Annotated in this window: 16 protein-coding genes; 4 read left to right on the plus strand and 12 right to left on the minus strand. The window is 68.5% G+C overall.

What is annotated here, in order from left to right; all coding sequences use genetic code 11:
* Window positions 1-8 precede the first annotated feature (8 nt).
* The 7 genes from VMD50_RS04425 to tkt form a co-directional block, all read right to left on the minus strand.
* The gene (locus VMD50_RS04425) at window positions 9-398 is read right to left on the minus strand and encodes an ATPase (RefSeq protein ID WP_325425248.1); all 390 of its coding nucleotides are present in this window, start codon (window positions 396-398) and stop codon (window positions 9-11) included.
* A gap of 51 nt (window positions 399-449) precedes the next feature.
* Window positions 450-1634, minus strand: coding sequence for an RNA-guided endonuclease InsQ/TnpB family protein (locus VMD50_RS04430; RefSeq protein WP_325425250.1), 1185 nt, complete (start codon window positions 1632-1634; stop codon window positions 450-452).
* Between the two features lie 104 nt (window positions 1635-1738).
* Complete coding sequence (gene pgl / locus VMD50_RS04435; RefSeq protein WP_325425252.1) at window positions 1739-2476, minus strand: 6-phosphogluconolactonase; 738 nt, start codon at window positions 2474-2476, stop codon at window positions 1739-1741.
* Window positions 2473-3384 carry a glucose-6-phosphate dehydrogenase assembly protein OpcA gene (gene opcA / locus VMD50_RS04440; protein ID WP_325425254.1) on the minus strand — a complete coding sequence of 304 codons (912 nt, stop codon included), beginning with the start codon at window positions 3382-3384 and terminating at the stop codon, window positions 2473-2475. Before opcA ends, pgl begins: the two co-directional genes overlap by 4 nt.
* A 94-nt stretch (window positions 3385-3478) precedes the next feature.
* Complete coding sequence (zwf, locus tag VMD50_RS04445) at window positions 3479-5044, minus strand: glucose-6-phosphate dehydrogenase (RefSeq protein WP_325425256.1); 1566 nt, start codon at window positions 5042-5044, stop codon at window positions 3479-3481.
* Window positions 5041-6162 (minus strand): transaldolase, encoded by a 1122-nt coding sequence (gene tal, locus VMD50_RS04450; protein WP_325425258.1) that lies wholly within the window; start codon window positions 6160-6162, stop codon window positions 5041-5043. The genes zwf and tal overlap by 4 nt, the downstream gene beginning before the upstream one ends.
* Before the next feature lie 15 nt (window positions 6163-6177).
* Window positions 6178-8268 (minus strand): transketolase, encoded by a 2091-nt coding sequence (tkt, locus tag VMD50_RS04455; protein WP_325425260.1) that lies wholly within the window; start codon window positions 8266-8268, stop codon window positions 6178-6180.
* A gap of 256 nt (window positions 8269-8524) precedes the next feature.
* Between tkt and VMD50_RS04460 the strand changes: the two genes are divergently transcribed.
* Window positions 8525-9451, plus strand: a complete 927-nt coding sequence (locus tag VMD50_RS04460) for a heme o synthase (protein WP_325425262.1) — start codon at window positions 8525-8527, stop codon at window positions 9449-9451.
* Window positions 9452-9649: 198 nt separating this feature from the next.
* Here VMD50_RS04460 and VMD50_RS04465 read toward each other — a convergent pair whose 3' ends face one another.
* Entirely contained in the window at window positions 9650-10624 is a 975-nt protein-coding gene (locus VMD50_RS04465) for a quinone oxidoreductase family protein (protein ID WP_325425264.1), read from the minus strand.
* Window positions 10625-10643: 19 nt separating this feature from the next.
* Between VMD50_RS04465 and VMD50_RS04470 the strand changes: the two genes are divergently transcribed.
* On the plus strand, window positions 10644-11297 hold the full coding sequence (locus tag VMD50_RS04470; protein WP_325425266.1) for a hypothetical protein: 654 nt from the start codon (window positions 10644-10646) through the stop codon (window positions 11295-11297).
* Here VMD50_RS04470 and VMD50_RS04475 read toward each other — a convergent pair.
* The 4 genes from VMD50_RS04475 to mptB are packed head-to-tail and all read right to left on the minus strand — an operon-like array spanning window position 11244 to window position 15696.
* On the minus strand, window positions 11244-12209 hold the full coding sequence (locus VMD50_RS04475; RefSeq protein WP_414685997.1) for a COX15/CtaA family protein: 966 nt from the start codon (window positions 12207-12209) through the stop codon (window positions 11244-11246). The genes VMD50_RS04470 and VMD50_RS04475 overlap by 54 nt on opposite strands.
* Window positions 12210-12257: 48 nt before the next feature.
* Entirely contained in the window at window positions 12258-13049 is a 792-nt protein-coding gene (locus VMD50_RS04480) for an ABC transporter permease (RefSeq protein WP_325425268.1), read from the minus strand.
* On the minus strand, window positions 13046-13972 hold the full coding sequence (locus VMD50_RS04485; protein WP_414685998.1) for an ABC transporter ATP-binding protein: 927 nt from the start codon (window positions 13970-13972) through the stop codon (window positions 13046-13048). Before VMD50_RS04485 ends, VMD50_RS04480 begins: the two co-directional genes overlap by 4 nt.
* A 23-nt stretch (window positions 13973-13995) precedes the next feature.
* Window positions 13996-15696, minus strand: a complete 1701-nt coding sequence (gene mptB, locus VMD50_RS04490) for a polyprenol phosphomannose-dependent alpha 1,6 mannosyltransferase MptB (RefSeq protein ID WP_325425272.1) — start codon at window positions 15694-15696, stop codon at window positions 13996-13998.
* Window positions 15697-15833: 137 nt separating this feature from the next.
* Between mptB and VMD50_RS04495 the strand changes: the two genes are divergently transcribed.
* Window positions 15834-16679 (plus strand): helix-turn-helix transcriptional regulator, encoded by an 846-nt coding sequence (locus VMD50_RS04495; protein WP_325425274.1) that lies wholly within the window; start codon window positions 15834-15836, stop codon window positions 16677-16679.
* On the plus strand, window positions 16676-19143 hold a 2468-nt coding region (sufB, locus tag VMD50_RS04500; RefSeq protein ID WP_325425276.1), incomplete at its 3' end, for a Fe-S cluster assembly protein SufB. The genes VMD50_RS04495 and sufB, both read left to right, overlap by 4 nt.

Raw genomic sequence — 19143 nt, forward strand, 5'->3', positions numbered from 1 at the left:
ATGTAGGCCTACCGGTTCCGCAGCCGGTCCAGCATGCCGCGCACGGCGTGCTCGGTCATCGACAGCGGCGACAACATCGTCTCGCTCACCTTCACCATGTCGTCGATCCGCTGCACGATGGCCTCCACCGGCTCGACCAACACGATCAACCGCTTGGCCAGATCGTCGAGGCTGGCCAGGGTGCCGTCCAGATGATCCAGCCCGGCCTCCATGCGTCCGACGGTGGCGTTCAGGTTCGACAGCGAGCTGTTGAGCTCCGTCATCGTCCTGCTCAGGCCGTCGAGGACGTCCTCGACCTGCTCGACGGTCTTGTCGGCGTTCAGGGCGGCCTGGGTGAGGGTCTTGATCCGGCTTCGCTCGGGCCCACCGCGCACGGATTTATCTGCCATGTCGGCCATTTTGACGTCCTCCTCGGGCTAAAGCCAGAGGATTCCAACCCCGTCCCACTGCTATGCGATAGGAGGGCAGAGTTGAGGTTCACGGTTCGTAGACCGGCCAACACCGAGGTCTCCCCGTGCTGTCACCGCCCGTCCGGCGGCGATGTTGCGTGCGGCGTTCACGTCGGCATTGCAGGGACCCGTGCTGCAGGCTTGGCATTCGAAAACCGCTTGGCTCTTACGGTTTGCGGGAGCAACGTGCCCACACACGGCGCATCGCTGCGACGTGTAGGCGGCCTGGACCTGCTCGACCCGACCAACGGCTTTGTGCTGCAACCGCGCAGCGAGGAGGCCCCAACCGCTGCGGTTGATCCCCCGGTTCAGACCGCGTTTGGCGGCAACACCTACACCGTGCTGCTCCACGGTTCCCCGTGCAGACCGGGTCATCGCACGCACATCGAGGGCTTCAATGCGGATCGTTTCGAACCGGTGCGCGACATCCGTGGTGGCCTTCTCGACCCAGTCCTTACGTCGGTCGGCCTCACGAGCCTTAAGTTTCGCGATCGCGCGCTTCGTGCGAGCGCGGCGGTGAGAGTCACGCTCGGCGCGGGCCAGGCGGCGCTGCAGCGCCTTCAGGCGCTTGGCTTCGCCGGCGCTCAGGCCAGGGACATGCAGCATTTCACCGGTCGACAAGGCGGCCGCCACCGTCACGCCACGGTCGATGCCCACCACCGAGCCGTCGGCGGGCCCGGGGATGGGTTGCGGTGCGTGAGCGAACGCGATGTGCCACCGCCCGGCCCGATCACAGGTGACGCGATAGGACTTGACACCCTCGGGAACCGGCCGCGACAGCCCGAACCGGATCCACCCGACCTTGGGCACCCACACCCGAGCAAGCCGGCGGTTCAGACGCTCGACGTGGTGGGCCTTCACCGCGACCTGCCGAAAGCCCTCATGCACACCGGTTTTGCGCCACGTCGGGCGACGGTGGGTACCATTGAAAAAGTTGCGCATCGCTTGGGCGAAATCGCGCAACGCCTGCTGCTGCACCGTGTGCGAGCCGGCTGCCAGCCACTCGTGCTCGGCACGGGCCGCTGTCAGCTGGGCGCACTGCTCGTTGTACCTGGGCGCGCACCGACCCGGCTGCCAATGCTGCTGTTGCTCGACCGCCAGGTTCCATACATACCGGGCGTGGCGACAATGCTCGACCAATACCACCACCTGCTCAGCACTGGGAAACAACCGATAACGCGACACCCCCGCAACCTAACCGCCTCCACTGACAACCCACCGAAAGGAGATGCGAGATTTTCTCCCCCAGCTCAAGCGATGGGTTTCCGCACCGCAACGCCCCCGATGAGTCAGCGGGGAAGCTTGGACGCCGCCTCTCGGTCGAGCAGCCAGAGCGTGGTCTCGAGCCCGGTCGCCCCGGCGGCCGGCACCGACGCCGGTGAGGCGCCGCCGATGGCGGCCGCCGCCGCGTCGGCCTTGCCCGCCCCCGACACCATCAGCCACACCTCGCGGGAGCGGCGGATAGCGGGCAGTGTCAACGTGATTCGCTGCGGCGGCGGCTTGGGGGAGTCCTCGACGGGAAGCACCATGCGGACGGTCTCGCGCACCGCGGGCGTGTCCGGGAACAGCGAGTTGATGTGGCCCTCGGGCCCCATCCCCAGCAGGTGGACGTCGAAATTCGGCACCGGCTGGCCGGGTTCGGCGTTGGCGGCCAGCAACTGTTCGTAGGCCAGCGCCGCGGCGGAGAGATCCGCGCCGAACTCACCGTCGCTGGCCGGCATCGCGTGCACGTGGCTCGACGGGATGTCGATGTGATCGAGCAGCGCTTCCCGCGCCTGCTTGTCGTTGCGTTCGTCGTCGTCCTCGGGCACGTAGCGCTCGTCGCCCCAGAACAGATGAACGTCGGACCAGTCGACCTGCTGACGCCTGAGGTGCCTTAGCAACCCGATGCCGTTGCCGCCGCCGGTCAGCACGATCAGGGCCCGCCCCCGGGCCGCCACGGCGGAGTGGATGGTGTCGACCAGGCGTCCGCCCGCGGCCTCGACCAGGGCGTCGCCGTCTGCAAAAACCTCGACTATGGGAGTCACACGTATCGCACCTTCTTGATACCTTCGAGCGCGGCCAAATAGATTTCGTCGGCGTCCAGCCGGCGCAGGTCCTCGGCCAGGCATTCACCGGTTTCCCTGCGCGCCAAGGGAACCAAAGCGTCCGGCTTGGCGGTCCGGCTCAGCGTGGCCGTCCTGCCGTCCTGGGGCCGGCTCAAGACGATGGTCTCGCTCTTGCGGGCCAACTCGACCTTGAGGTCGCCGACGGCCCGGCGCACCGGTCCGTCGATCCGGCTAGCCAGCCAGCCCGCCATGATGTCGAGGGCGGGCTCGGACTTCAGGCCGGACACCAGCGCCGACTCGATCGGTTCGTGGGGCGGCTGGTCGACGGTGGAGGTCAGCAAAGCGCGCCAGTAGGTGATACGGGCCCAGCACAGGTCGGTATCGCCGTCGGTGTATCCGGGCAGCCGGCTCTTGATCGCCGACAGCGGGTCGACGCCGTTGGTGGCGTCGGTGATGCGACGAATCGCCAACTTGCCCAACGGGTCTCGAGCGGGCACCGCCGGGGCGATGTCGGGCCACCACACCACCACCGGGATGTCGGGGAGCAGGAAGGGGATGACCACGCTGGCGGCGTGGCCCGCCAGCGGCCCCGACAGCGTCAGGATCACCACCTCGCTGGCGCCGGTGTCGCCGCCGACGCGCAATTGCGCGTCCAGGCGCGCTTCGTCGGCGTACGGATCGCCCCGCATCGTGACGATGATCCGGCTGGGGTGTTCGTGGCTGGCATCGTTGGCGGCGGTGAGCGATTCCTCCAAGACATCGTCGCTGTCCGGCGCGATGATCAGCGTCAGCACCCGCCCCATCGTGACGGCGCCCACCTTCTGGCGAAGCTCGTCAAGTTTTTTGTTGACCGCCGTGGTGGTGGTGTCGGGCAGGTCGACAATCATTTGCGCCGCTCTCCCCCGCAAGCGGGTGGGGTCCCCGCGCAGCTGGGGAGTGCCCCCACAGCATCACTTCGTTCTGCATCGTCGCCGGCGCGGATCACGGCCGCCGCCATTCCCGCCCAGTGCGGCGCAGCATCTCGAACGCCGACTCCGGACCCCAGGTACCGGCCTCGTACGGGTCGGGCTTACCGTGCGACGCCCAGTTCTCCAGGACGGGATCCAGTATCTCCCAAGCCAATTCGACCTCCTCGTTCACCGGAAACAGCGACGGCTCGCCCAGCAGCACGTCGAGGATCAGCTGTTCGTAGGCCTCCGGCGACTCCTCGGCGAACGCCAATCCGTAGGAGAAGTCCATGTTGACGTCGCGGACCTCCATCGCGGTGCCCGGCACCTTGGAGCCGAACCGCAGCGTGGTGCCCTCGTCCGGCTGCACGCGGATGACCATGGCATTGGCGCCCAGCTCGTCGGTCATCGTCGCGTCGAACGGCAGGTGCGGCGCGCGCTTGAAGATCAGGGCGATTTCGGTCACCCGGCGGCCCAGGCGTTTACCCGTGCGCAGGTAGAAGGGCACCCCGGCCCAGCGGCGGGTGTCGACCTCGAGCGTGATCGCGGCGAAGGTCTCGGTGGTGGAGTCCTTGGCGAATCCCTCCTCGTCGAGCAACCCCACAACCTTCTCGCTGCCCTGCCAGCCCCCGGTGTATTGGCCGCGGCTGGTGGTCTCGTCGAGCGGTTCGGCGAGCTGCGTCGCCGACAGTACCTTGATCTTTTCGGTTTGCAGCGCAGACGGATTGAAGCTGACCGGTTCCTCCATCGCGGTCAGCGCCAGCAGCTGCATGAGATGGTTCTGGATGACGTCGCGGGCCGCGCCGATGCCGTCGTAATAACCGGCCCGGCCGCCCAGCCCGATGTCCTCGGCCATGGTGATCTGCACGTGGTCGACGTAGTGGGAGTTCCAGATCGGGTCGAACAATTGGTTGGCGAACCGCAGCGCCAGGATGTTGCGCACCGTCTCCTTGCCCAGGTAGTGGTCGATCCGGAACACCGCCTCCTCCGGGAAGACGGCGTTCACCGCCTTGTTCAGGGCCTGGGCGCTTTCCAGGTCGTGGCCGAAGGGCTTCTCGATGACCACCCGGCTCCACCGGTCGCCCTGCGGGCGGGCCAACCCGGACTGGTGCAGCTGATCGCACACCACCGGGAACGACTTGGGCGGGATCGCCAGGTAGAAGGCGTGGTTGCCGCCGGTGCCGCGCTCGGCGTCGAGTTTTTCCAGCGTCTCGGCGAGCCGGGCAAACGCCTGGTCGTCGTCGAAAGACCCTGGCACGAAACGGAATCCCTCGGCCAGCCGCTCCCAGTTCTCCTCCCGGAACGGCGTGCGGCAGTGTTCCTTGACGGCCTGGTAGACCACCTTGCGGAAGTCCTGGGTCTGCCAGTCCCGGCGGGCGAAGCCCACCAGCGAGAAGGTCGGCGGCAACAGCCCGCGATTGGCCAGGTCGTAGATCGCCGGCATCACCTTCTTGCGGGCCAGGTCGCCGGTGACACCGAAGATGACCATGCCGCACGGGCCCGCGATCCGCGGCAGCCGCTTATCCTGCTTGTCCCGCAACGGGTTTTGCCACTGCGCGGCCCCGCCGCGCGGACCCACCTTCGAGTTCGGCGGGCTCATTTGTCGGCGGAGTCGAGCTGCTTCTGGGTTTCCTCCAGCAGCTCGTTCCAGGACTCCACGAACTTGTCCACGCCCTCGTTCTCCAGCACCACGAAGACGTCGGTCAGGTCGACCCCGGCGGCGGCCAGCTTGTCGAACACCTCCTGGGCGGCCGAAGCGGTGCCGGTGACCGTGTCGCCCTTGATGTCGCCGTGATCGGCGACCGCGTCAATCGTCTTCTCCGGCATGGTGTTGACCGTGTTCGGCGCGACCAGCTCGGTGACGTAGAGGGTGTCGGGGTAGTCCGGGTTCTTGACGCCCGTGGAGGCCCACAGCGGGCGCTGCACCCGGGCCCCGTCGGACTTGAGCGCTGCGTAGCGGTCGCCGCCCTTGAAGACCTCCTCGTAGGCGGCGTACGCCAGCCGGGCGTTGGCCACCCCCGCCTTGCCGCGCAGCCCAAGCGCCTCCTCCGAGCCGATCTTCTCCAGCCGCTTGTCGACCTCGGTGTCCACCCGGGACACGAAGAACGAGGCCACCGAATGGATCTTGGACAGGTCGTGGCCGGCTTCGCGGGCCTTCTCCAGCCCGGCCAGGTAGGCGTCCATCACCTCGCGGTGCCGCTCGACGGAGAAGATCAGCGTGACGTTGACCGAAATCCCTTCCGCGAGAACGGCGGTGATGGCCGGGATGCCGGCCTTGGTCGCCGGGATCTTGATGAACAGGTTGGGCCGGTCGACGATCTTCCACAGCTCGACGGCCTGCGCGATGGTCTTGTCGGTGTCGGCGGCCAGCCGCGGGTCGACCTCGATGGACACCCGGCCGTCGACCCCTTCGGAGGCCTCCCACTCACGCGCCAGCACGTCGCACGCGCTGCGCACGTCGTCGGTGGTGACCGTGCGCACGGTGGCGTCGACGTCGGCGCCGCGCTCGGCCAGTTCGGCGATCTGACCGTTGTAGGAATCCCCCTCGGCGAACGCCTTCTGGAAGATCGACGGGTTGGTGGTCACGCCGACAACGCTTTTGGTGTCGATCAGCTCCTGTAAATTGCCCGACTGCAGCCGCTCCCGCGACAAGTCGTCCAGCCACACGGATACCCCCGCCGCGCTCAGCGCCGCGAGGTTAGGGTTCTGACCGGCCATGTGAATCACCCTTTCTCAGTTGTCCACTACCTGTTCCGCGGCGGCAGCGACGGCTTCGGCGGTAAAGCCGAATTCACGGAACAGCGTCTTGTAGTCGGCGGATTCGCCGTAGTGCTCGATCGACACGATTCTGCCGGTGTCTCCGACAAGCTTGTGCCAGGACTGCGCGACCCCGGCCTCGACGGCCACCCGCGCCGACACCGACGGGGGCAGCACGCTGTCCCGGTACTCCTCGGACTGCGACTCGAACCACTCCACGCACGGCATCGAGACCACGCGGGCGACGATGTCGGAGTCCGCCAACAGGTTTCGTGCCTCGACCGCGAGCTGCACCTCGGAGCCGGTGGCGATCAACACGACGTCGGGCTCGTCGCCGCCATCGTCGCCGAGGATGTAACCGCCCCGCCCGACGCCCTCGAAGCTGGTGCCCTCCAGCACCGGCACGCCCTGGCGGGTCAGGATCAGGCCGACGGGGCCGCTGCCGTTGCCGCGGGCCAGGACCGTGCGCCACGCGTAGGCCGTCTCGTTGGCGTCGGCCGGGCGCACCACCGACAGGTTGGGGATGGCGCGCAGCGCCGACAGGTGCTCGATGGGCTGGTGCGTGGGGCCGTCCTCGCCCAGCCCGATCGAATCGTGGGTCCAGACGTAGATGGTGTCGATGTCCATCAGCGATGCCAGCCGCACCGCCGGGCGCATGTAGTCGGAGAACTGCAGGAACGTGCCACCGTAGGCGCGGGTCGGGCCGTGCAGCACGATGCCGGACAGGATGGCGCCCATCGCGTGCTCGCGCACGCCGAAGTGCAGCGTCCGTCCGTACCAGTGCGCGGTGTATTCCTTCGTCGAAATCGACGGCGGGCCAAAAGAATCCACGCCCTTCATGGTGGTGTCGTTGCTGCCCGCCAGGTCGGCCGAACCGCCCCACAGCTCCGGCAGTTTCGGCCCCACGGCCGACAGCACCGCCCCGGAAGCCTTGCGGGTCGCCATCGCGTCGGACCCGGGTTCCCAGTGCGGGATGTCGGCGTCCCAGCCGTCGGGCAGCCGCTCGGCGGTCAACCGGTCGAGCAGCGCCTTGCGCTCGGGCTCGCGTTGCGCCCACGCGTCGAACTCCGGTTGCCACTTCTCGTGCGCTTCCCTGCCCCTGTCCACCAGCTTGCGGGTGTGGGCGAGGACCTCGTCGCGCACCTCGAAGTTCTTGTCGGGATCGAATCCGAGGATCTTCTTGACGGCCGCGACCTCGTCGTCGCCGAGGGCCGCGCCGTGCGCCTTCCCGGTGTTCATCAGGTTGGGCGCCGGGTAGCCGATGATGGTGCGCAGTTCGATGAACGACGGCCGGTCGGTGGCGGCCTTGGCGTTGGCGATGGCCTCCTCGATGGCGACGACGTTCTCGCCGCCCTCCACCCTCTGCACGTGCCAGCCGTAGGCCTCGTAACGCGCGGCGGTGTCCTCGCACAGCGCGATGTTGGTGTCGTCCTCGATGGAGATCTGGTTGTGGTCGTAGAACACGATGAGGTTGCCCAGCTGCTGCACGGCGGCCAGCGACGACGCCTCGGACGTCACGCCCTCCTCGATGTCCCCGTCGGAGGCGATCACGAAGATGTAGTGGTCGAACGGGCTGGTGCCCGGCTCGGCGTCCGGATCGAACAGGCCTCGCTCGTAGCGCGACGCCATCGCCATCCCGACCGACGACGCCAGGCCCTGGCCGAGCGGGCCGGTGGTGATCTCAACGCCCTTGGTGTGCCGGAACTCCGGGTGCCCGGGCGTCTTGGACCCCCATGTGCGCAGCGATTCGATGTCGGACAGCTCCAGGCCGAACCCGCCGAGGTACAGCTGCAGATACAGCGTCAGGCTGCTGTGCCCGGCCGACAGCACGAACCGGTCGCGGCCCAGCCAGTAGGTGTCGCTGGGGTCGTGGCGCATCGTGCGCTGAAACAGGGTGTAGGCCAGCGGGGCCAGGCTCATCGCCGTGCCGGGATGGCCGTTGCCGACTTTTTGGACCGCGTCGGCGGCGAGCACCCGGATCGTGTCGACCGCGGCCGAATCGATCTCGGTCCAGTCGTCGGGCAGGTGTGGTTGGGTCAGCGTGGAGATCTCTTCGAGTGTGGTCACAGCCTCAGTCCTTGGGTCATCAAGCTGATAGTGCTCACCCTAATGCGGGAGTGCCGGCTCTTGCAGTGCGGAGTTTCGGGTACCCAGCACCGGTCGGTGTGAAAATTACGCGCCGACCGCTCAAGGGATGCAATCAGTACGGCAATGCGGGCAAAATTCACCCGAATGGACCCTGAGGGCTGGCCACCGCCCCCACCCGGTCTACCATCGTGCGTAGTAGATGCTGCGCGCTGCTGCGACCCCGAGGAGTTATTGCGTGAGCGTTCGCGGGCGCGTCGCGCCTCGAGAAGCACCGAGCCGAGTGCAGAGTACGGTGCTGGCTTACCTGGCGCTGACCAAGCCGCGGGTCATCGAACTGTTGCTCGTCACCGCGATACCCGCGATGCTGCTCGCCCACCGCGGCACCGTGAACCCGCTGCTGATCCTCAACACGCTGATCGGCGGGATGCTGGCCGCCGGTGGCGCGAACACGCTCAACTGCGTGGCCGACGCCGACATCGACAAGGTGATGAAGCGCACCGCGCGCAGGCCGCTGGCGCGGGCCGCGGTGCCGACGCGCAACGCCCTGGTGCTCGGGCTGGTGCTCAGCGTGGGCTCGTTCTTCTGGCTGTGGTGGACGACGAACCTGCTGTCCGGGCTGCTGGCCGTCGCCACCATCGCCTTCTACGTGTTCGTCTACACGCTGTTGCTCAAGCGCCGCACGTCGCAGAACGTCGTGTGGGGCGGGGCGGCCGGCTGCATGCCGGTGATGATCGGCTGGTCGGCCGTCACCGGCACCATCGGCTGGCCGACGCTGGTGATGTTCGCGATCATCTTCTTCTGGACGCCGCCGCACACCTGGGCTCTGGCGATGCGCTACAAGGACGACTACAAAGCGGCAGGGGTCCCGATGCTGCCCGCCGTGGCGACCGAGCGTCAGGTCACCAAGCAGATCCTCGTCTACACCTGGCTGACCGTGCTCGCGACGCTGGCGCTGGCGCTGGCCACCGGCTGGCTGTACGCGGCGGTCGCCTTCGTGGCCGGGGTGTGGTTCCTGGCGATGGCCCATCAGCTGTACGCCGGAGTGCGCGCCGGCGAGCCGGTCAAGCCGCTTCGACTGTTCCTGCAGTCGAACAACTACCTGGCGGTGGTGTTCTGCGCGCTGGCGCTCGACTCCGTCGTCGCGCTGCCGACCCTTTTGTGAGGCGCCCGGCGGACGAGTCCACATCCGCCACACAGGCCCCTCCGGCGGGCGACACCCTTCGTGTTCACCTCAGCGCGACAAGTTCGATTACGGCACAGGAGTTGGCGGCACGGGAGTTGTCGCTGAAAGCTGGGCAAAAAGCCAACCCCTCCTCCCGCCGGGACGCCTGTGGCAGGTGTGACCCGAGGAGAGAGCCGACTAGGGCAGCAGCACGATCGAGCCCGTGGTCTTGCGGCCCTGCAGGTCCTGGTGGGCGCGGGCCGCTTCAGCCAGCGGGTAGCGCCCGCCGACTTCGATGGTGATGCCTCCGCTGGCGATCGCCTCGAACAGTTCGCCTGCACGCCAATGGAACTCGTCGCCGGTGCGGATGAAGTGCACCAGCGACGGCCGGGTCAGATACACCGACCCGGCGGCGTTGAGGCGCTGCGGGTCGAACGGCGGGACGGGTCCGCTGGCGGCACCGAACAGCGCCAGGGTGCCGCGGACGGCCAGGCTGGCCAGGCTGGCGTCGAACGTGGTCTTGCCCACGCCGTCGTACACCGCCGCCACCCCGGCTCCGCCCGTCAAGTCGCGGATCCGCTGGCCGAACTCGGCGGCGTCGTCGGGGTAGGAGAGCACCTCGGCGGCGCCGGCGTCCTTGGACATCCGCGCCTTCTCCGGAGTGGAGACCGTGGTGATGACCCGCGCCCCGAGCAGCCTGGCCCACTGGGTCAGGATCAGCCCGACGCCGCCGGCGCCGGCGTGCACCAGAACGGTATCTCCGCTTTGCACCGGATATACCGACTTCAGCAAGTAGTGCGCCGTCAGGCCCTTCAACATGACCGAGGCCGCCACGTCGGACGCGACGCTGTCGGGCACTTTTGCGGTCAAAGACGCCGGAGCAGTGCAGAATTCGGCGTAACCGCCGGTAGCCGCGGCGGTGCCGACCCGGTCGCCCGCGCTGATCCCGTCGACTCCGTCGCCCGTGGCGACGACGGTGCCGCAGGCCTCCTGGCCGGGGATGAACGGCAGCTCTCGCGGATACTGCCCGGAGCGAAAGTAGGTGTCGATGTAGTTGACGCCGATAGCCTCGGCCTTGATCACAACCTCGCCGGGACCTGGCGTGGGCTCGGGGACGTCGACGTAACGCAGGACTTCGGGGCCGCCGGTTTCGCTGATCTCGATTGCGTGCATGGGGATATCATGCCCGGGCATGAAGCTGGCCCGACCGGACGTCTTCCATCCGCGGATCGTGCTGGCGGGCGGTCCCGATCACCCCGACGACGCCGGGCTGGTGCCCGCGCTGCGAAAGCGCGGGCTGCACGCGCGCTGGCTCCCCTGGGACGATCCGGAGACCCTCGGCGCTGACCTGGTGATCCTGCGCGCCGCCGCCGACGTCCCCGACCGGCGCGACGAATTCCTCGCCTGGACCCGCCGCGTGCGTCACCTGCTCAACCCGCCCGGCGCGGTCGCGTGGAACCTCGGCGAGCGGTACCTGCGCGACCTGGAGAACGGCGGGGTGCCGACGGTGCCGGGCGGGCGGGCGCAGTCGGCGTTGATCTTTCTCGGCGGGAAGCGGTCGCACGCCTGGCCGGTCGAGCCGGAGTTCGAGTCGTGGGACCTCGGTTACGCCGCGATCGCGTCGGCCGCCGAACGGTCCGGAATTGCCCCGCGCGAGCTGCTTTACGCGCGCGCCGACGTGGCGGGGGACCGGCTGGTGTGCCTCGACCTGGTCACGCCGTCGCTGGGTTGGTCGCACCTTGACGCCGACGCCCGTGAGCGTGCCCAGCGCGAGTTCGCGGTCGAAGTGGAGTCAGCCTGCGAGCGGCTGGGGCTGGGCCCGCTCTCGCACCCGTTCCCGCATTGAGGCCCATAGCGCCGCCGTCGCGGCCGTGCAGGCCGCCGCGCCGGCGACGTGCACCGCGACCAGGGCGGCGGGCACGCCGGTGAAGTACTGCGCGGTGCCGACGGCCGCCTGCACGCACACCAGCGCGAGCAGCACGCCGAGCCGCAGCAGGATGGGTCGGGCGGCGCCCACGGCCAGCAGCCCGAAGCCCAACCCGACCAGCAGGGCCAGGTAGGAGACCAGCAGCGACGAGTGCGCGTGCACCAGCGTGGTGATCTCGACCTTGAGCCGCGGCACCGTCCGGCTGGGGCTGCGGTCGCCGGCGTGCGGGCCGGCGGCGGTGACCAGCGTGCCGGTCACCAGCACCGCCGCCAGGTTCACCGCGCTCAGCGCCGTCAGCGCGCGCAGCGGCCGCGCCACCCGCTCGTGCACCGCCCCATCATCGGGCTCTCCGACCTTGACGTAGAGCAGCACCGACAGCCACACCATCGTCATCGACGTCAGCAGGTGGATGGCCACCGTCCACCACAGCAACCCGGTGCGCACGGTGATGCCGCCGATCACCGCCTGCACGACCGTCGACACCGGCATCAGCCACGCATAGACCAGGACCTCGGTGCGCCGTCGCGCCCGGGTCACCGCCAGCACGGCCAGCGCCGCGGCGATCACCACCGCGAAGGTGATCATCCGGTTGCCGAACTCCACGGCCTGGTGAATCCGCGGCACCTCGGCGTGGGCCACCGGGGTGAAGCTGCCCGGGAAGCATTGCGGCCACGTGGGGCAACCCAGGCCCGACGCGGTGACGCGCACGATCGCGCCGGTGACCGCGATGCCGCCCTGGGTCAGGACGACGAGCGCTGCGACGGCCCGCTGCACGCGCAGGCTGGGGTCGGGGAGCAGGTCCACCAACCGCAGCAGCGTTCGTCTGAGCACCGCCCGATGGTAAGCCAACAAAACTACGGCCTGTAGTACGGCCCGGAGTCAGGTGAAGCGGAACCAGCGCAGCGCCGCCAGCGCCGCCACCGCGCCCCACACCGCCAGGACGACGATCCCGAACCAGTCCACCGACAGCGTCATCGCCTGCGACAGCGCCTCGGTCAGCGCGCCCGACGGGGTCAGCCGGGCCGCCCACTTGACCGCCGTCGGGATCATCCTGGATTCCAGGGTCAGCGCGCCCAGTCCGGCGAACACGAACCACATCAGGTTGGCGACCGCGAGCACGATCTCGGCCCGCAGCGTCCCGCCGAGCAGCAGCCCGAGGGCCGCGAACCCCGCGGTGCCCAGCGCGATGACCGCCGCGCCCAACAGCAGCGCCGCCGGAGCCGGCCGCCAGCCGAGCGCAAAACCGATGGCGCCCAACAGGATTGCCTGCAAGAACACCACCGTCACCACCGCCAGCGACTTCCCGGCGATGATTCCCCAGACCGGCAGCGGGGTGGCCCCGAGCCGTTTCAGCGCGCCGTATCGGCGGTCGAACGCGACCGCGATGGCCTGCCCGGTGAACGCGGTCGAAATCACCGCCAGGGCCATGATCACGGGCACGAAGGTGGCCGCGCGGTTGCGCCCGAACGAGCCGAACGGCAGCAGCGTCAGCCCGACCAGCAGCGTGATCGGGATGAACATGGTCAGCAGCAGTTGCTCGCCGTTGCGCAGCAGCAGCTTGAGCTCGAGGCCGTACTGCGCGGCGAGCATCCGGGGCACCGCGTTGGGGCGCGGGTCGGGGGTGAATGTCCCCGCGGGGAAGACGCCGGATTGGGTCCCCGATTCGGTCATTGGCGTAACTTCCTGCCGGTGAGGTCGAGGAACACGTCCTCGAGGCTGCGTTGCTCGACGCGCATGTCGGTGGCCAGCACGTCGATCTGCGCGCACCACGCCGTGACCGTCGCCAGCACCTGTGGGTCGACCGGGCCCTCGACCAGGTACTCGCCCGGGGTCACCTCGGTGACCTTGTAGTCCTCCGGCAGGGCGGAGGCCAGCAGGGTCAGCTCGAGGCGCGGCGGCGCGCTGAACCGCAGCTGGTCTTTGGCGCCGGCGCGCATCAACTCCGTCGGTGTGCCCGAGGCCACCGTCACGCCGTGGTCGATGATGACCAGGCGGTCGGCGAGTTCCTCGGCCTCCTTGAGCTGGTGGGTGGTCAACACCACCGTCACGCCGTCGCGGCGTAGCGCGTCGATCAGCTCCCAGACCAGCAGGCGGGCGTGGGCGTCCATGCCCGCGGTGGGCTCGTCGAGAAAGACCAGTTCGGGGCGGCCGACCAGCGCGCACGCCAGCGCGAGCCGTTGCTGCTGGCCGCCCGAAAGGCGCCGATACGTGGTGCGGGCCGCGTCGGTGAGGCCCAGGGTGTCCAGCAGCCACGCCGGGTCCAGCGGGTCGGCGGCGTAGGAGGCCACCAGGTTGAGCATCTCGCCCGCCCGCGCCGCCGGATAGCCGCCGCCGCCCTGCAACATCACGCCGATGCGCGCGCGCAGCCGGGCGTTGTCGGCGATCGGGTCCAGGCCGAGCACCTCGATCGCGCCGGCGTCCGGGCGCACGAAGCCCTCGCACATCTCGACCGTCGTGGTCTTGCCGGCGCCGTTGGGGCCGAGCAGCGCCAGCACCTCGGCCGCACGCACCTCGAGATCGAGGTTGGAGACGGCCTCGACGGCGGTCGCGCCGGAACCGTAGCGCTTGGTGACCCCGCGCAGCCGCACCACCATGTCGGGCGTTTCGGGGACCGGGCTCACGTGGAATCAGCGTAGGCGTCGGGCGCCGCCTCCGAACTGGGGGTCTCGGCAGGGACCGGGGCGGGCAGCTTAATGACCGCCTCCCCGTTGGTCTCTGGGCTCATCGGCGGGAGTTGGCGCCACGGCAGGCGGTGATAGGTCAAGGCGATGAGCGCCAGCACGATGAGGCTGCTGGCCAGGGTGGCGTCCAAGATCTGAAACAGCGCGAAGCGGTCGCCGTTGGCCGTCGGGCCGAAGATGCCCACGATGAGGGTGATGGCGATGACCGCCACCCGGAACCCGGTGCGGGTCGCCCAGGCGGCCAGCGGGATGATGGCCCACAGCAGATACCAGGGCTGCACGACGGGAAACAGCAGCACGGTGATGCCCAGCGCGACGCCCAGGCCGCCGATGGGGTGCAATCGGCCGCGGAAGACGGCCACCAGCAGCCAGGCCACCATCACCGTGATGATCAGCACGCCGATGGCACGGGTCAGCCCCAGCACAGCGGTGGTGTGATCGCCCAGGCCCAGCAGGATCCCCACCTGCCCGGTCCCGAGGGCCAGCAGCGTCGGCGGCGACATCCAGCTGCGCACCACGTTGGCGGTGCCCAGCGTGTAGACCCAGCCGAACCCGAGCCCGCTGGCCCAGCCGACGATGGCCATCACTGCCAGTGCCAGTGCCGCCATCCCGCCGCCGGCCAGCAGCAGGGCCCGCAGGTTGCCGCCGCAGCGGTAGGCCAGCGCCATCGTGACGAATCCCAGGGCCAGCAGCGACGGCAGCTTCACCTGGGACGACAGCGTGATCAGGATCGCGCCGGCGACCAGCATCGCCAACGGTTCCCAGTCGGGGCCGGGCCGCCACGACGTGGGCAGCAGTCGCGGAGAGTCGATGCCGCGCAGCGCGAACTCGGCGCCGGCCAGCATCAGCCCGAGCATCAGCGCCTCGTTGTGCACGCCGGCGACCAGATGCATGATCAGCAGCGGGTTGGCCGCGCCCAGCCACAGGGCGCTGACCTCGGCGACGCCGCAGCGCCGGGCCAGCCGGGGGATGGCCCAGACGATCAGGCCCACCCCGGCCAGCACGACGATGCGGTGGCAGAGCACCGCGGCGACGATGTTCTCCCGGGTCAGGGAGGAGATCCCGCGCCCGATCCACAAGAACAAAGGGCCGTAGGGCGCCGGCGTCTCGCGCCACAGGGTCGGGACGGACAGCGTGAACACGTGCCCGAGGCCCAGCCCCGATGCCGGGCCCACCTTGTAGGGGTCAAGCCCCTGCAGCGAGATCTGGCTCTGGGCCAGGTAGGAGTAGACGTCCTTGCTGTACATCGGCGGGGCGGGCAACAGGGGCAGCACCCACAGCAAAAGGGTGCGGTCCAGGTCGCCGCGCGACATCCGCCTGTTGCCCAGCGCGAACCGGCCCAGCATCAGCCAGGCGAGCGCCATCATGACCGCCCCGGTCGTCGTCATGGTCAGCGACACGGTCTGGATGCGCGACGGCAGGTTGAGCAACCGGACCCCGAAGGTGGGGTCCTGGACGACGGGCCGGGCCCCGGCGCCAAGCGCGCCGATCGCCATCAGGAAGGTGCCGGTCGCGCCGAACAGGCGGGTGCGGCGCAGCGCGGTGAGCTCGGTATCGTTCAGCGGCGAACCCACAGCCTGCTCGTCGCCGTGCAGCTTGGCGATCGACGAGCTGAGCGTGTGGTGGCGCGCTGCCATCAGAGCAGCCTAGCCTCGTCGACGAGACGGGCCGCACGGCTCGGCCGGGCGCTGGGGGTCGCCGCGCATTCGACCCGGCGGCGATCGCAAGCGCGGCGCAGCCGGGTGCAGCCGGTCGTCGCGCATTCGACCCGAGTGTGAGCAGCGCAACGCCCGGACAGGGACCCTTGGTAGACCGATTCCCGGAATTGCGTCACACTGGTGTTGTGAAAATCCGAACCAGCCTCCCCGAGGCCCCTGCGGCCGCCACCGGCGGCGCGGCGGTCCCGGATGGTCACACCCGGCGCGCCATCGTGCGCCTGCTGCTGGAATCCGGATCGATCACCGCCGTCGAGATCGGCGACCGGCTGGGCCTGGCACCCGCCGGGGTGCGGCGCCACCTCGACGCGCTGATCGAGGCGGGCGACGCCGAATCGGTGGCCGCGGCCTCATGGCAGCAGGTGGGCCGCGGGCGTCCCGCCAAGCGCTTTCGGTTGACGTCGGCGGGCCGCGCCAAGCTCGACCATGCCTACGACGACCTGGCGGCGGCGGCCATGCGGCAGCTGCGGGAAATCGGCGGTGAGGACGCCGTGCGCACGTTCGCCCGGCGCCGCATCGATGCGATCCTGAGCGACGTCCAGGCGGCCGACAGCCCCGACGACGCGGCTGTCGAGGCCGCCGCCGAACGGGTCGCCGGCGCCCTGACCAAGGCCGGCTACGTGGCCACCACCGCCCGGGTGGGCGGGCCGATCCACGGGGTGCAGATCTGTCAGCACCACTGCCCGGTTTCCCACGTCGCCGAGGAATTCCCCGAGTTGTGCGAGGCCGAGCAGCAGGCCATGGCCGAGGTGCTCGGCACCCACGTGCAGCGGTTGGCGACCATCGTCAACGGAAACTGCGCCTGCACCACCCACGTTCCACTCACTGCGCCCATCACCGGGTTCAGTTCAAAGGCGCCCAGCCCGCGCCGCGACACCACGAACATCGAAGGAGCGTCGTTATGACCCTAGAGGCCGGCAGGGCCCCTGCTCAGCAGCTGACGCAGGAAGAAGCGATCGCCTCCCTGGGCCGCTACGGCTACGGTTGGGCGGACTCCGACGTCGCAGGCGCCAGCGCGCAGCGTGGGCTGTCCGAGGCGGTGGTGCGCGACATCTCCGCGAAGAAGAACGAGCCGGAGTGGATGCTGCAGACCCGGCTCAAGGCGCTGCGCATCTTCGAGCGCAAGCCTATGCCGACGTGGGGCTCCAACCTCGGGGGCATCGACTTCGAGAACATCAAGTACTTCGTGCGGTCCACGGAAAAGCAGGCCGCGACGTGGGACGATTTGCCGGAGGATATTAAAAACACCTACGACCGCCTGGGCATCCCGGAGGCGGAAAAGCAGCGCCTGGTTGCCGGCGTAGCCGCCCAGTACGAATGCCTGGCTGGTGACACGCTGGTGTGGACGGCCAACCGTGGGCAAGTTCCAATCAAGGAGATCGAGTTCGGCGATCGGGTGTTTGCTTACGACGAAGACGCCGAGAGATTTACCGTCGCGCCGGTCAAGGCAGCGGCGCAGACGGATACACGCCAGACATATGCGGTCAAGACGACGCGGCGTAGTATCCGCGCGACCGACAACCACCCGATGCTGGTACTGCGCGACGAGCGCAAGCCGGGTCGCCAGCGCAGCCGGTATGCGCGACGGTGGGTCAATGTCGGCGAGATCAAGCCGGGCGACTTCATTGCCGTTCCACGGCAGGTGCCCGAATTCGGTGCGAGCGTTGACCTTCCGAGCTTCCCGGGATTCATGTCGCCGTCGACCAGTTCCGTCGACCTGATGTGGCTGCTCGGGTTGTACATCGGCGACGGCAACCTGCACCTCTCGACACGGACGTATCGTGTCCAGTTCGCCATTCCCGCAACCGATGTCGAGCTGCGCGCGGAGCTTACCCGCGTCATAAAGCAGCTGTTCGGCCTGCGCTGCATTGAAGCTGACGAATACCGCATTGTGGTCAACTCCAAGGCCTTGACCGAGTTGATCGTCGAGCTGGGTTTCAGCGGGTTTTCGCTGACTAAGCGGGTACCGGGCTGGGTCTACGGCCTCCCCGTCGGTGAGCGGTTGGCCTTCCTCGGTGGCTGGGTCGATGCAGATGGCTACGTGGGCCCGGCTAAGAGTGGGTCAATCCTGTTGACCTGCGCCAATGAAGCTCTCATCGGTCAAGCACGCGAGCTGGCAGAGTTGTCTGGTCTTCGCGCGGGAGGGCCATGGTCGTTTACTCAGCCGTATCGCCACGCGCCGGAGCGCTTGCAAATCGCTTGGCGGCTGGGCATTTCGGGCGACTTCGAGCGGCTTGGGTGCCGCAACCTCAAGCGAACCGAGCGCTTTGGGCGTCGCAGCTACAAGCATTCGTCGAACAGCTCACGCGGGACAACGATCCGCGTGCACTGCAACGAATGGCTCGGCTTTGAGCGGGTCAAGTCCATCGAACCGTATGCGGTGGAACCGGTGTACGACATCGAGGTCGACGGACCGCACAACTTCGTCGCCGAAGGTCTCGTCGTGCACAACTCCGAGGTCGTGTACCACCAGATTCGCGAAGACCTTGAGGCGCAAGGGGTTGTCTTCCTCGACACCGACACCGGCCTGCGGGAACACCCCGAGGTATTCAAGGAGTACTTCGGCACCGTCATCCCGGCGGGCGACAACAAGTTCTCTGCTCTGAATACCGCGGTCTGGAGCGGCGGCAGCTTCATCTACGTTCCGCCCGGCGTCCACGTGGACATCCCGCTGCAGGCCTACTTCCGGATCAACACCGAGAACATGGGCCAGTTCGAGCGGACGCTGATCATCGTCGATGAGAACGCTTACGTTCACTACATAGAGGGCTGTACTGCTCCCATCTACAAGTCGGATTCGCTGCACTCGGCGGTGGTGGAGATCATCGTAAAGCCCGGTGGCCGTTGCCGTTACACCACCATCCAGAACTGGTCGGGCAACGTCTACAACCTGGTCACCAAGCGGGCCCGCGCCGAGGCCGGCGCCACGATGGAATGGGTCGACGGCAACATCGGGTCGAAGGTGACGATGAAGTACCCGGCGGTGTGGATGACCGGCGAGCACGCCAAGGGTGAGGTGCTGTCGGTGGCGTTCGCCGGTGAGGACCAGCACCAGGACACCGGCGCCAAGATGCTGCACCTGGCGCCGAACACGTCGAGCAACATCGTGTCCAAGTCGGTGGCGCGCGGGGGCGGCCGGACCTCCTACCGCGGCCTGGTGCAGGTGAACAAGGGCGCACACGGGTCGCGCTCCAGTGTGAAATGCGATGCGCTGCTGGTCGATACGATCAGCCGCAGCGACACCTACCCGTACGTCGACATCCGCGAGGACGACGTCACGATGGGCCACGAGGCCACCGTGTCGAAGGTCAGCGAGAACCAGCTGTTCTACCTGATGAGCCGCGGGCTGACCGAGGACGAGGCGATGGC

The sequence above is a fragment of the Mycobacterium sp. genome, assembly GCF_035506235.1.
Taxonomy (GTDB): Bacteria; Actinomycetota; Actinomycetes; order Mycobacteriales; family Mycobacteriaceae; genus Mycobacterium.

What these genes read in the sequence shown, in the direction of transcription:
- VMD50_RS04425 (WP_325425248.1), bottom strand. Translation starts at nt 398, where the DNA reads ATGGCCGACATGGCAGATAAATCCGTGCGCGGTGGGCCCGAGCGAAGC.
- opcA (WP_325425254.1), bottom strand. Translation starts at nt 3,384, where the DNA reads ATGATTGTCGACCTGCCCGACACCACCACCACGGCGGTCAACAAAAAA.
- zwf (WP_325425256.1), bottom strand. Translation starts at nt 5,044, where the DNA reads ATGAGCCCGCCGAACTCGAAGGTGGGTCCGCGCGGCGGGGCCGCGCAG.
- tal (WP_325425258.1), bottom strand. Translation starts at nt 6,162, where the DNA reads ATGGCCGGTCAGAACCCTAACCTCGCGGCGCTGAGCGCGGCGGGGGTA.
- VMD50_RS04465 (WP_325425264.1), bottom strand. Translation starts at nt 10,624, where the DNA reads ATGCACGCAATCGAGATCAGCGAAACCGGCGGCCCCGAAGTCCTGCGT.
- VMD50_RS04470 (WP_325425266.1), top strand. Translation starts at nt 10,644, where the DNA reads ATGAAGCTGGCCCGACCGGACGTCTTCCATCCGCGGATCGTGCTGGCG.
- VMD50_RS04480 (WP_325425268.1), bottom strand. Translation starts at nt 13,049, where the DNA reads ATGACCGAATCGGGGACCCAATCCGGCGTCTTCCCCGCGGGGACATTC.
- VMD50_RS04485 (WP_414685998.1), bottom strand. Translation starts at nt 13,972, where the DNA reads ATGGTGGTGCGGCTGCGCGGGGTCACCAAGCGCTACGGTTCCGGCGCG.
- mptB (WP_325425272.1), bottom strand. Translation starts at nt 15,696, where the DNA reads ATGGCAGCGCGCCACCACACGCTCAGCTCGTCGATCGCCAAGCTGCAC.